10 protein-coding genes are annotated in these 14,213 nt (G+C 44.2%); all 10 read left to right on the top strand.

The annotated features are described in order from the left end of the window. Positions 1-33: 33 nt before the first annotated feature. The 10 genes from ACRWQN_RS03200 (at position 34) to ACRWQN_RS03245 (ending at position 14,210) form a co-directional block, all read left to right on the top strand. Positions 34-1,083, top strand: a complete 1,050-nt coding sequence (locus ACRWQN_RS03200) for a rod shape-determining protein (RefSeq protein WP_188842525.1) — start codon at positions 34-36, stop codon at positions 1,081-1,083. Positions 1,084-1,166: 83 nt separating this feature from the next. After that, positions 1,167-2,252, top strand: a complete 1,086-nt coding sequence (gene mreC / locus ACRWQN_RS03205) for a rod shape-determining protein MreC (protein ID WP_434939747.1) — start codon at positions 1,167-1,169, stop codon at positions 2,250-2,252. Then, a complete protein-coding gene (gene mreD / locus ACRWQN_RS03210; protein ID WP_434939748.1) occupies positions 2,249-2,740 on the top strand; it encodes a rod shape-determining protein MreD in 492 nt (163 codons plus the stop codon). The genes mreC and mreD overlap by 4 nt, the downstream gene beginning before the upstream one ends. Positions 2,741-2,819: 79 nt before the next feature. Continuing rightward, the gene (locus ACRWQN_RS03215; protein ID WP_434939749.1) at positions 2,820-3,404 is read left to right on the top strand and encodes a Maf family protein; all 585 of its coding nucleotides are present in this window, start codon (positions 2,820-2,822) and stop codon (positions 3,402-3,404) included. 100 nt (positions 3,405-3,504) lie between these two features. Next, the gene (rng, locus tag ACRWQN_RS03220) at positions 3,505-4,995 is read left to right on the top strand and encodes a ribonuclease G (protein ID WP_434927956.1); all 1,491 of its coding nucleotides are present in this window, start codon (positions 3,505-3,507) and stop codon (positions 4,993-4,995) included. After that, entirely contained in the window at positions 4,995-9,248 is a 4,254-nt protein-coding gene (locus ACRWQN_RS03225; RefSeq protein WP_434939750.1) for a YhdP family protein, read from the top strand. Before rng ends, ACRWQN_RS03225 begins: the two co-directional genes overlap by 1 nt. Further along, positions 9,172-10,005, top strand: coding sequence for a carbon-nitrogen hydrolase family protein (locus ACRWQN_RS03230; protein ID WP_434939751.1), 834 nt, complete (start codon positions 9,172-9,174; stop codon positions 10,003-10,005). The genes ACRWQN_RS03225 and ACRWQN_RS03230 overlap by 77 nt, the downstream gene beginning before the upstream one ends. A 38-nt stretch (positions 10,006-10,043) precedes the next feature. Beyond that, positions 10,044-11,492 (top strand): metalloprotease TldD, encoded by a 1,449-nt coding sequence (gene tldD, locus ACRWQN_RS03235; protein ID WP_434939752.1) that lies wholly within the window; start codon positions 10,044-10,046, stop codon positions 11,490-11,492. Positions 11,493-11,895: 403 nt separating this feature from the next. Then, positions 11,896-13,230, top strand: a complete 1,335-nt coding sequence (locus ACRWQN_RS03240; protein ID WP_434940588.1) for a TolC family protein — start codon at positions 11,896-11,898, stop codon at positions 13,228-13,230. Then, complete coding sequence (locus tag ACRWQN_RS03245) at positions 13,230-14,210, top strand: HlyD family secretion protein (protein ID WP_434939753.1); 981 nt, start codon at positions 13,230-13,232, stop codon at positions 14,208-14,210. Before ACRWQN_RS03240 ends, ACRWQN_RS03245 begins: the two co-directional genes overlap by 1 nt. Positions 14,211-14,213 lie beyond the last annotated feature (3 nt).

Genomic DNA, 14,213 nt, shown 5'->3' on the forward strand with positions numbered 1-14,213 from the left:
TTCTTCTGACTTCACAGAATACAGGCCTGATACATGTTCAAAAAGCTGCGCGGCATTTTTTCTAACGACCTATCGATCGATTTAGGTACGGCAAACACTCTTATTTATGTTCGCGATGAAGGTATCGTGTTAAACGAACCCTCAGTAGTTGCTATTCGTGGTGAGCGAAATGGTAACGGGCCCAAGTCAGTGGCTGCAGTCGGAACAGAAGCAAAGCAAATGCTTGGCCGAACACCAGGCAATATTCAAGCTATTCGCCCAATGAAAGATGGCGTAATTGCAGATTTTTATGTGACAGAGAAAATGTTACAGCACTTTATCAAACAAGTGCATAACAATAGCTTTTTCCGCCCAAGTCCTCGTGTATTAGTTTGTGTGCCAGTTGGTGCTACGCAAGTTGAACGCCGTGCGATACGTGAATCGGCAATGGGCGCGGGTGCTCGTGAGGTTTACTTAATTGAAGAGCCTATGGCTGCTGCAATTGGTGCGGGTTTACCTGTATCTGAAGCAACTGGGTCTATGGTTGTTGATATCGGTGGTGGTACTACTGAAGTAGCAATCATTTCGTTAAATGGTGTGGTGTATTCATCATCGGTTCGTATCGGTGGTGACAAGTTTGATGATGCCATTATCAATTATGTTCGTCGTAATTATGGCTCATTAATTGGTGAAGCTACCGCAGAACGTATTAAGCATTCTATTGGTACTGCTTACCCAGGTGACGAAGTGCTTGAAATTGAAGTACGTGGTCGTAACTTGGCTGAAGGTGTTCCAAGAAGCTTTACGTTGAACAGCAACGAGATTTTAGAAGCATTACAAGAGCCATTATCAGGTATTGTTAGTGCTGTTATGGTTGCCCTTGAGCAATCACCACCTGAATTAGCGTCAGATATATCAGAGCGCGGTATGGTACTTACAGGTGGCGGCGCATTACTTCGTGATTTAGATCGCTTATTAATGCAAGAAACCGGCATTCCAGTCATGGTAGCGGATGACCCACTGACGTGTGTTGCGCGTGGCGGTGGTAAAGCGTTAGAAATGATCGATATGCACGGTGGTGATTTGTTCTCTGAAGAGAACTAATCAACCCCCTCATTAAGCGGCGAAGTGTGTTAGCTTTTGGCTATTGGCAAGAAGGACTATTTGGCTTTGCCGCCTAATTTTTTATGAAACCAATTTTTGTTCGTGGTATTTCACACCAATTCCGTCTCACACTGGCTATTATTTTGTCGGTGGCATTATTTGTTGCCAACGATCGCCTTGAGCCTGTTCGCCAATCCCTTTCTTCCTTATTAAGTCCATTACAATATTTAGCTAATGTCCCTGGTTTGATGCTTGATTGGACTGCTGAAGCCTTGGCGACGCGTAATATGCTGGCGGTACAAAATAAAACGCTAATGGATCAGCAGTTATTAATGTCAGAGCGTTTACAACGTTTTGAGCATTTACGCCAAGAAAATGTCCGCTTAAGAGCACTTTTAGGGTCACCAGTACATATGGAATCCCGCAAAGTGGTTGCAGAAGTGATGGAAGTGGCTAGCGACCCATTTCGTCAGTTAGTGGTTCTCAATCATGGTCAACGAACTGGTGTGTTTGTAGGCCAGCCAGTGGTTGATGCAAAAGGTGTTGTGGGTCAGGTCATTGAGGTCAGTGAATTAACCAGTCGAGTGTTATTGGTTTCAGATGCTAGCCATGGTATTCCGGTGCGTGTAACCCGCAATGATGTGCGTGCTATTGCAAATGGTACAGGTGAGATTGATCAAGTTGAGTTACGGCACGTAGCAAAAAGCACTGATGTTATTGCTGGTGACTTATTAGTGACTTCTGGCCTAGGTAATCGTTTTCCTGAAGGCTACCCTGTTGCTAGGGTGACATCTGTGTCACGGGACGATGGCCAAAGTTATGCTGTTATAAATGCCCAACCTTTGGCTGCTTTAGACCGTATTCGTTATGTGTTATTGATTTGGCCCGGTGAAGCAGATGATAAGCCTTTTTGGCCTATTTTACCGGCCGTAGAGCAGACTGATAACAATAACACTGTCGAACCAAAGATTGATTCAGGCGTTGCAATCGAGCCCACTCCCGATAGCGCGACGGAGCAAGAGCCCTCAAGCGAAATGCAGCCGAATCAAGTACAGCCGAATCAAGTGCAACAAACGCAAACACAGTCTATTCATGTGCAATCAACCCCAGCACAGCCAATTCAAACACAATCAACTCAAACACAGTCAACCACAGAGGTGAGACAATGAGCGCTCACATCCCCCATGGCCGTTTGGTGGTTTGGATTACATTATTTATTGGCATGATGTTCCAGATTATGCCATTGCCCCATGTGGTTGCTGCTTGGCGACCTGATTGGCTGTTGATGGTGATGATATACTGGGCAATGGCATTGCCGCACCGTTATAGTATTTTGACGGCCTGGGTATTAGGCGTGCTATTGGACGTATTACTTGGCGCCACATTAGGGATAAGAGGGCTAGCTTTCGCACTCATAACTTATGTTGTTGTGATGCATTTTCAACGCTTACGTAATTTTCCCCGTTGGCAACAAACACTGCTGATTGCAATGTTTATTTGTATCTATCATTTTGTTATTTATTGGGCCGAATATGTGCTCGTTGGCAAAACGCCTTTCAAAACCGATATGTTTTTACCTGCATTTTCAAGCGTACTAATTTGGTGGTGGGTATTTTGGATACTGAGAAATATTCGCCGTAGGTATAAAGTACGTTAGTTGCTTAACATCAGTGAAATTGATTTATTGATACTATAGCTGCTCATCAGGGGCTGATTTTAAAGAGAGTGTAATTCAAATGACTTGGGTTTTAGCTTCCACTTCACCTAGACGAAAACAACTGTTTGCCCAGGCCGGATTTTCAATTGCTGACTTTTCCTTTGAGCAGGTGTCCCCTGATATTGATGAAACGCCATTAGCGAACGAGTCTGCTGCTGATTATGTGGTTCGTCTTGCGTTAGAAAAAGCGCAAGCTGGATTGTTATTAGTGCCAACGCTAACAGATGCCAAGGTGTTAGGATCAGATACGTCAGTAGTGCTTGAAGGCAAAATTTTGGGTAAACCGCAAAATGCTGCTGATGCGAAACATATTTTGCGTCAATTGTCAGGTCGTACCCACCAGGTGATGACAGGTGTCGCCATGACCGATGGTACACATGCGTATAGCCGACTTTGTGTTACCGATGTGACCTTTTGTCATATTACCGATGACGAAATTGACACTTATATAGCCACTCAAGAACCAATGGATAAAGCCGGTGCTTACGGTATTCAGGCGCTTGGAGGTTGTTTTGTTGAGACGATTAAAGGCAGTTATTCTGCCGTTGTCGGCTTGCCGTTAGTAGAAACACGACAATTAATGCAGCTAATGGCTCAACCGTGAATACAGAAATAACACACAAATCATTTTAATTTTCATGTTAGCTCTTTACTCATCATTTAATTGAACAAGAGCAAGCATGTGACCTGAATACTGGTGGCTTATGAATATCAAAGCACAGCGTAAGAAAGGATCGGAATTACTGATAAATGTCACACCTACAGAGGCGCGCGTAGCCTTAATTGAACATGGTGTGTTACAAGAAGTGCATATTGAGCGTCGGATGAAACGAGGCCTGGTTGGTAATATCTATAAAGGTAAAATCAGCCGAGTTTTACCCGGCATGCAGGCTGCTTTTGTGGATATTGGCTTAGATAAAGCCGCATTTTTACATGCCTCAGACATAGTGCCGCACACAGAATGTGTCGCCGATGTTGAAAAAGGCAACTTTGTCGTGCGTGATATTGCCGAACTTGTCCGCCAAGGGCAAGATATTATGGTGCAAGTGGTGAAAGATCCGCTTGGCACAAAAGGCGCTCGTTTAACCACAGATATCACCTTACCGTCTCGCTACTTAGTCTTTATGCCAGGTTCAAGCCATGTGGGTGTATCACAACGAATTGAGCTTGAAGATGAACGCGCCCGTTTGAAAAATATTACCTTACCTTATGTTGATGAAGATGGTGGTTTTATTATTCGCACCGCCGCGGAAAATATAGGTGAAGATGAACTGGCACAAGATGCGGCTTTTTTACGTCGAGTGTGGGCTAAAGTCAGTGAGCGGCGTAAGCGCAAAGGGGCTTGTTTACTTTACCAAGACTTAGCTTTACCGGTGCGCATTATTCGTGATTTTGTTGGCACTGATCTTGACAATATTAAAGTCGACTCTCGACGTACTTTTGCTGAACTACAGCAATTTGCGCAGGAGTTTATGCCTGAAATCGCGCAAAAGATTGAGCTTTATGAAGGTCCTGCGCCCATTTTTGAACTGTACGATGTTGAAAATGAAATTCAGCGAGCGCTAGGCCGTAAGGTTGAGCTTAAATCCGGCGGGTATTTGATTATCGATCAAACCGAAGCTATGACAACCGTTGATATTAATACCGGTGCATTTGTTGGCCATCGAAATCTTGAAGAAACCATTTTCAATACCAATCTTGAAGCCACTCAAGCTATTGCTAAACAACTTAGGTTACGTAACCTAGGTGGTATTATCATTATCGACTTTATTGATATGCTCAGTAGCGAACACCAGGCGCGGGTATTAGAAAGTTTAAATGCCGCACTCGCGTTAGACAGAGTAAAAACCAGTGTCAGTGGCTTTTCAGGGCTTGGGCTGGTGGAAATGACCCGCAAGCGAACCCGCGAGAGCTTAGAGCATGTCGTGTGTGGTGAATGCCCAGCCTGTTTAGGTACAGGTTCTATGAAGACAGTAGAAACCGTCTCTTATGAAATTTTCAGAGAAATCATTCGTCTCAATCGTGCATACAAAGCAGATGAGTTTTTATTGTATTGTTCACCTGCGGTTTATATGAGCTTTAGTGGTGATGAAAGTCATTTATTGGCTGAGCTTGAGGTATATATCGGTAAACGTATTCGTCTGCAAAATGAAACCCTCTACACTCAAAATAAATATGATGTGGTGATGATGTAGTGTGGTTACCACGTCTGACAGCTATTGGGCGCACCAGCTTACAAGTACTCGCTATTTTGCTAGTACTTTTTGCGCTTGGGGTCAGTCTTATTCGTGGCTTGTTACCCCATATTCCAGAAGTTCGCCAAGAAATACTGGTTTATGTGGAGAAAAACTATGGGGTAAAGCTGCAGCTGGAGGGATTGTCAGCCAAATGGCAAGCTTATGGCCCAGCGTTAACTGTTACTAATCTGGTGTTACCACCGCAAGATAATCTACCGATAACCTTAGTCAGTGAACAGGTCAATATCAAACTCGATTTTTGGCAATCATTACTGACGTTATCGCCTCAAATAGAAACGGTCAGTTTTGATAAGGTCCGTATCGCAATAGATGTCGATAAATTATCCAACCCAAGCGCGTCACCAACAACCATAGGCAATATGGATTGGCTGTATGCTTTTTTACTTGAACAATTAAACCATTTTTCTATTAATGATGTTTCGGTACAACTGAACAGTTCTTTGCATCAATTTCGGCCTATTTTTGTTGAAAACTTAGTTTGGCTCAATCAAGGTGAAGATCACCGGGGCGAGGGGAGCTTATTTGTTGATGATCAAGCATCTGATAAAGAGTCGTTATCATTACAAATTGCATTACAAGGTAATGGCTATCAGCCTGAATCGATAAAGGGTGATATTTATATTGCCGCCGCAGCACTCGATATTGGTGAGTGGGCATCAAGGCGAATTAATCCCCAAAGTGATGTAAATAATATCAGTTTTAAAGGTGTGGTTAATTTTGAAGCCTGGTTCAGTTTCGCCGAACGTAATATTCAAGATGGTCAGTTAATATTTCAACCAAGCTGGTTGGAATGGGATGATAAACGCCCTAAAAAAGGCGGGATTTTTGACACAAGTTTCGATGTCACATCGAATACAAAACCTGATAAAGAAGCAGAAATAACACAGAATGCAGTAAATGCAATCGATGCTCGCAATACACAGCGTTTCGATATCAAAAATGGTCAATTAACCTGGCAAAATACCCCTGAAGGATGGCAGATTCAAAGTCATCAGTTAGCTATTGAGTCAAATCAACAAACCTGGCCTGAACTGAGTTTATCGCTGGCGTATCATAACGCGCAATTATTTGGTCAACTGAATAAAATTAACTTAAATAATCTTGCCCCGTTATTACCGCTAATCCCCAGCGTAGGCCATGATGATGTGCAGCTGTGGCGGGATATTAATGTACAAGGCGATATCGGCCCCATAAAGCTTTACAAAGCTAAAGATAAACCGTGGGCGGCATCAGCCAGCTTAAGTCAGTTAACATGGCAAGCATTTGAACAGTTACCAGGTCTAAGTCCCGTTGATTTACATTTATCCTGGTCAAATAACACCTTACAGGCAGATCTGCCAGAGCAAGATTACAATATAGATTTTGCAGGCGGTTTTAATCAACCTTTACAGTTAACAGGTCAAACATTATCGGTTAGTTTTGATCTTAAAGACATGCGACTCACTGCGCCAGATATTGCCTTTTATAATGATGACATTCGTTTGCAAGCAGCGCTTAATCTTCATCTTGGCGATAGTCCTTATATGGCGTTAGCGGCTAATCTTGATATTAACGATGTGGCTAAAGCCAGTGATTATTTTCCTTTAATGGCGATGTCGCCTAGTCTTGTCGAGTATTTAGACAGCGGCTTACAGGCAGGGCATATTGAACAGGCGAATATACTGTGGCGAGGCGCTTTTAATCGTTATCCCTACGTTGATTTTGACGGGGTATTTCAAGCTGAGTTCAATATTAACCAAGCCGAGTTTCAGTTTCAGCCAGATTGGCCTGCGGTAAAGCAGTTAGATTTATATGCTTTTTTTGAAAATAAGCTAATGGATCTCACCATTAATTCAGGCAAGTTAGGCCAGGTGGCTGTTGATGGCACCAGAGTGTGGATCCCTGAGCTCGGCGCTGAGTCTTTGTTGCGAGTTGAAGCTGATTTATTGATGGATGCACAAGCGGCAGCGCAAGTTATTAACGCCTCACCACTTAAATCGAGCGTGGGCTCAACCCTTGCTGTGGTGCAGGTTAAACAAAACCTGAATACGTTGTTAGATCTGTCGATTCCGTTATTTAAAGGCGAAAATCCGTTAATTAAAGGCACCGTTCGTTTCGAAAATAATCCGGTGTTTATTAGCCAGCCAGGTGTTAATTTAACGCAAGTCAATGGTGATTTAAGTTTTGAAAATAACTTGGTCACAGGAAAAAACCTAAAAGCTAAATTATTTGGCCAGCCGCTGCAATTTAGCTTTGCCACTAAAGAAAAAGGCCGTCAGCTAGCGTTAGATGTCGACTTTAGAGGCAATATGGATATTGCATCTTTACCGACATCTTTTAATCATCCGCTGAGCGATTACTACCAAGGTGCTCTCGATTGGACAGGCCAGTTAATGATGATGTTTGGCGATCAAGGCTATAGTTTGCGCGCCCAAGCAGAAACAGACCTTCAAGGGGTAAGTGTGTCGTTACCCGCTCCCTTTGCTAAAACCGTTGAGCAGTCGCAAAAATTGTCTGCCGACATTATGGGTGACAACAAACAAATTACAGTCAATGTTAAGCTGAGCGACCAAGCTGAATTTTGGGGTGGCCTAGGGGATAAAGACGGTAACGCTTTGCAGTTTTATGACTTAATGTTAGGGCGAAACTTTAAGTTTGGTGACACATTGAGCCAACAAGATGGCGTTATTCATATTGACCTTAAGCAAGCCAATCTAACCGAATGGTTGCCCATTATTCGCGGTTTTACTGCATCGACAGCAGAAACTGTTGTCAGCGCTAACCCAGAGCCATTGGTTGCATCAAAGTCGACGTTTCCTGCTTTAAAACAAATTAATGCCAGTATTGATCAGTTCAATTTACTTGCGCAAAACTTTGAACAGCTAAAACTGACAGCCAGTCCCATCGATGAGGTCTGGCGATTTAATGTCAACTCGACACAGTTTGAAGGGCGAGTTGATTTTTATAAAAACTGGCGGGAGCAAGGGCTTAAAATTGTGGCCGACAAGCTGCACTTAGCACCCGTTGTAAAAGACAGCCAAGATGCAGAATACAGCCCCGACACTCTGCTTGATAGTTTGCCGCCGCTGGCTATTGATGTTGATGACTTTACAGTCTTTGATATGCAATTTGGTCATCTGCAAATGCAAGCCAATCCTTATGATCAAGGATATCGTTTTCAAACGGTGTCATTAACGCACCCAGTATCTAATATTAGTTTACAGGCCAAAGGCGCATGGACCAAAAATAGCATCGGCACCATGACTCAATTTGATGTTAAATTGAATGCCGATAAGTTTGATGATTTATCAGCATTGTTAGGCATTAATCCTGGCTTGCAAGATGCACCTTTAGGGTTTATGGGTGATTTTTCATGGCAAGGTGCGCCCTATAACTTTTCGCTTGAAACCTTAAATGGCAAAATTAAATTTGATATGGGTAAAGGGCATTTGTCGGAAATAAGTGATAAAGGGGCGAGAATATTTTCACTTTTCAGCTTAGATTCTATTTTACGCAAACTGTCATTTGATTTTTCAGACGTGTTTGGTTCAGGTTTATATTTTAATAGCTTTAAGGGTAACTTAGACATCAAAGATGGCGTGGTTAAAACCACCGACACAGAAATGGATGCCGTGGCGGGCAATATGAAAGTGCGCGGTTATACAGATTTAACCACTCAAAGCCTAAATTACGACATCCGCTTTATGCCTCAATTAGCATCCAGTGTGCCAACCGTGGTATTTTTAAGTACTAGCGCCTGGACATTAGGTATTGGTGCATTTGCACTGACGAAGGTATTGGAGCCAGTGATTGAGATTATTTCTGAAATAAGATTTCGCTTAAAAGGCACCATGGATAACCCTGAACTCCAAGAGTTAGAGCGCAAAAGCAAAGAGATTGTTATTCCAGAGTCGATATTACGTGAGAATGGTATTTTTCCGGGCGCTGAAGATGTGACTGCCGATGGCAAAGGCACACAAGAGCCATCATCAAAGGGTGAAGCTAATAGTCCTGCGCCTCAAGCGCCAGCCTCAAAAGACGCTGGAACTCAATCAGAAAACGAAACCGGTGATAAACCATTAACCGCCCCCAGTGTTAATGCCAGTAATCTGCGATATTTGAAAAGGGACAGTTATGCAAATCAGTTTGTTACAATGTCAAAGCAGTCGAGACGTTCAGGCCAATCTGGCTTTTATCAACGCGCAGCTTAACCTATTACCTCGACAACCTTCACAACCGCAGTTAGTGGTTTTACCTGAATGCAGTTTGTTATTTGGCGGTCATGAGTCACAGCAATTACAATATGCAGGCACTGATGACAACGGTGAACTTAAACAAGCATTAGCCGATTTAGCACAAAAGCATCAGGTTTATATGGTCGCAGGGACGATTCCAATGCGTGCCGATGACCATAGGGTTTATAGCCGCAGTTATTTATTCAATGATAGTGGTGAAACCTTAGGCTCATACGATAAGCTGCACTTATTTGATGTAGAGGTTGCCGATGGCACTAAGACTTATCGTGAAAGTGATACCTTCCACCCAGGTTCCCGTATTACGGTTGTTGATACTCCTTTTGGCAAGGTTGGCCTAGCGATTTGTTACGACATTCGCTTCCCTGATGTGTTTCGTGCACTGCGCTTAGCCGGAGCTGATATTATTGCATTACCTTCGGCCTTCACTAAAGTGACCGGAGCTGCGCATTGGCAAGTATTGTTACAGGCCAGGGCAATTGAAACCCAATGCTACCTACTTGGCGCAGGGCAATGGGGGCAACATAATGAAGGTAGCCGAGAAACCTGGGGCCACAGCATGATTGTTGACCCCTGGGGGAAAGTGATTGCCGAACTACCCGAAGGTTTAGGTTGGGTTCAAGCCGAGATAAATTTAAAACAAGTAACAGAAATTCGCCAACAAATGCCTGTGTTAGGGCATAATCGTTTTATTGCTCCCGCGCTGGCTAAATAGAAGCTGCGGGTTGATTAGATTGAATAAAGAGAATATGAATGCCTTTTTTATCGCAAGTTGAGCAAAGCTTATTTCAAGGTGGACTGACAATCGATGGCCTGCAAGATTATTTAGCCATCATTCACCAACATCAAATTGACTTCTCTGATCTGTATTTTCAAGGCAGTCGCCATGAGTCTTGGGTGCTAGAAGATGGCATCATTAAAGAAGGCAGTTTTCATATTGAGAGGGGTGTGGGCGTGCGCGCCATTACCGGCGAAAAAACCGGTTTTGCCTATGCAGATGAAATTAGCCCCGCAGCATTAGATGCAGCAGCACGAGCGGCCCGCGGTATAGCTATTGCCGGTGAACAGCACAAAGTCAAAGCCTTTAGCCGCACTAAAACCATTCAACTGTATGATAGTGCGGATCCTATCGCGGCGATGGATGAAGTTAAAAAAATTGATTTGTTAAAACAAGCGGACGCTTATATTCGCAGCTTAGATAGCCGGGTTATTCAAGCTGTGATCAGTTTATCTGGCGTGCATGAAGAAATTCTCGTCGCGGCCAGTGACGGTACTCTAGCTGCTGATGTGCGACCATTAGTGCGCTTTAACTGCAGTGTTATTCTAGAAGAAAACGGCAAGCGTGAACGCGGCAGTGCTGGTGGCGGTGGTCGACATGATTACAGCGTATTTTTAACCACGGACGATGCTGGACTGCCACACAGTTTTGAGTTTGCCCGTGAAGCAGTGCGCCAGGCACAAGTTAACATTCATGCCGTCGATGCTCCTGCCGGCGAAATGACCGTGGTACTTGGCAATGGGTGGCCAGGAGTATTACTCCATGAAGCGGTAGGGCATGGCTTAGAGGGTGACTTTAACCGTAAAGGCAGCAGTGCTTTTAGTGGCAAAATAGGTCAGTCAGTCGCATCAAGCTTAGTGACAGTAGTTGATGATGGCACCATGAAAAATCGCCGTGGCTCATTAAGTATTGATGATGAAGGTGTACCCACTCAAAAAACCACCCTGATTGAAAACGGTATCTTAAAAGGCTATATGCAAGACAAGCTTAACGCCCGATTAATGGGTGAGGCCTCTACCGGCAATGGCCGCCGTGAGTCCTATGCACACTTACCTATGCCTCGTATGACTAACACGTATATGGAAGCAGGCCAATCTGATCCTGCCGATATTATTAAGTCGGTTAAAAAAGGCATTTATGCGCCTAATTTTGGCGGTGGGCAAGTGGATATTACTTCAGGTAAATTCGTGTTCTCAGCTTCTGAAGCCTATTTGATTGAAAATGGTGAAGTGACTAGAGCGATCAAAGGTGCCACCTTAATTGGCAACGGCCCAGAAGCTATGAGTCAAATCTCTATGGTGGGTAATGATCTTGCTTTAGACAAAGGTGTGGGTGTGTGTGGTAAAGACGGTCAAAGTGTGCCTGTTGGTGTGGGTCAGCCAACCTTAAAGTTAGACAAGCTCACTGTAGGCGGTACGGCTTAATTTATCGCCATAATTGATGTCATCGTCCACCTCAAACTGGATTGTGTTTGAGGTGGATAATATTCATGACAGCAAGCTTAGCGGTTCAGGTCCAAGCATAAACTGCCTCTAAAGGGAGTTAAGTGCACAGACTTAACATCTATGGCCATTAGAGAGTGGCAGTAATCAAAGAGTCGGTTATAATTCATTTATATTATTAGAGCAAAAACTCTACACGGTGATGAACGACATGGAACTACAGATTAGCTCACAGCAAGTTTTCGCGACTTCAACACTGACCCGTTTGTCTGGGTTCATCAAGGCTGCTGTTATTTTACTGCTGGCCAGCGTCAACCATGTGAGTGCAGCGCAAGATCCTCAAACTTCCCCCATAGGTATTTCTCAAATACAAGCTTCGAGCACCATGAGCTTTGAGCAGGCATGGCAAAACTTATTAAAAGTGAGCGACACCTTACAAGCCAAAAAACAGCAAGTGAATCGCGCACAAGCGAAACAAGATGCGGGTAAGTCATTAAATTATCCTGCTGTCGATATTGCTGGTTCTTATACCCATTTAGAAAAACCAATTGAGCTGGATTTAATGGACTTAAATCCGATAGCCGGTCTTGACCCAGCGCAATTGCCACCCGCAATAGGCGGTATGTTAGCCACCATTCCCGCATCAGCGTTTGTCACCCCTTTTACCGAGCAAGATGTGTTTCGCTCAAGCCTACAAGCTATGTGGCCAATTTATACCGGGGGCAGAATTACCGCTGCTCAAGGTATTCAGGCTGCCCAGGTTGTTGAAGAGCAACAGCAACTAGCGTTAAGTCAGCGTGATTTATTTACCCAACTGGTTGACCGCTATTACGCGGTGGCAGTGACCCAAGCACTGGCTGATACACAGTATCAGTTAGTTGAATCACTCACTATGCATGAAGAGCACGCCAGGAAATTAGAGCAACAAGGCCAAATTGCTAAAGTGGAACGCTTAAATGCTCAGGTCGCATTAGAGAATGCCAAAGTCAATTGGACCCGGGCTAAGCGTCAATATGAGATTACCGAAATAGCCCTAGCCAGCATGATGCATCAGCGCCAAGTATCACCGACATCGGCTTTGTTTACCCTTAACACTCAGCCGGCATTATCCCGCATTAGCCAATTAACTTTATCGACTCATCCAGCGCTAAAGTTGCTGGAAGCTAAAGAAGTGCAAGCAAATGGCCTAGTGGATTTAGAGAAAGGCAGTTATTACCCAACGGTATTTCTCTACGGCAATTACACCTTATACGAAGATGACAGCTTATTTTCGCAGGTGGAACCTGACTGGATGGTTGGCGTAGGCATAAAGGTGCCACTATTAAGCCGTGACGGCCACAGTGGTAAGGTGCAAGCGGCTAAAAGCGCCTTATTACAAGCAAGGCACACCAAGGCACAAACCCAGCTTGATTTGAGTTTATTGGTTGAGCAGCAATATCGCCAAATGATGCAAGCGATTGAAGAAATTGATGCCTTAGACACTTCATTGGCGTTAGCAGAGGAAAACCTGCGCTTACGTGAACTGGCCTTTAACCAAGGGCTATCGACATCCATTGATAGGGTTGATGCCGAACTTAAATTGGCTGCGGTTAAAACCCAGCAACTCGGTGCTAAATATCGCTACTTACAAACCTATGCAAAGTTGATGGCGATAAGCGGTCAGTTAGATGAGTTTATTGCACGAACCAACCAGGTTATTACTTCACAGGAGCAAAAATAATGCGAGTAAATAAGTTTTTAGCGGTCATCGCGTTATGTTTTCTGGGAGTATTTCTCGCTTACGGTCTTTGGCTGGCCTATACGCCTAAGCCACAGACGCTTCAGGGCCAAATTGAAGCGCGCGAATACAATGTGTCGTCTAAAGTGCCTGGGCGGGTAGAGCAAGTCATGGTTCGTAAAGGCGATAAAGTTGCCCAAGGTGATTTGCTATTTGCCATTAGCAGCCCTGAACTGGATGCAAAATTAATGCAAGCTGAGGGCGGCAGAGATGCGGCGAAAGCGATGCAAACTGAAGCACAAAATGGCGCTAGACAACAAGAAATTACCGCAGCAGAAGAGCAATGGCGCAAAGCTAAAGCCGCGACTGAATTGATGCAAGCCACTTATCAAAGGGTAGAAAATCTATTCACTGAAGGTGTAGTTGCTAGGCAAAAACGTGATGAAGCTTACACACAATGGCAAGCGGCAAAATATACCCAGCAAGCTGCCCAGGCGATGTTTCAAATGGCACAAGAGGGCGCGCGGGTAGAAACCAAGGCGGCAGCAGCGGGTAATGCGCGCATGGCTGAAGGCGCTGTACGTGAGGTAAACGCCATTATGGCCGACAGCCAAATGCGTTCGCCAAAAAATGCCGAGGTCAGCGAAGTGTTACTGCAACCGGGTGAATTAGCCCCAAGTGGTTTTCCTGTTGTTAGCTTAATAGACATGCAAGATTCCTGGGCAATTCTACAGGTAAGAGAAGATCAATTAGTCGATTTTAAACAAGGACAACAGGTCAAGCTGACTCTGCCTGCTTTACAGCAAACCTATGACTTTATTGTCGATCATGTCAGCGTTATGGGGCATTTTGCCACCTGGCGTTCAACAGAAAGTGGCCATGACTTTGACATGCGTACCTTTGAGGTTGAGTTAACCCCAGTGACGCCAATAGCCGATCTTCGTGTTGGTATGTCGGTATTGTATCAATACGACGCTGAGTAAATA

This window comes from Shewanella sp. HL-SH8, from assembly GCF_051165765.1.
GTDB classification, from domain to species: domain Bacteria; phylum Pseudomonadota; class Gammaproteobacteria; order Enterobacterales; family Shewanellaceae; genus Shewanella; species Shewanella glacialimarina.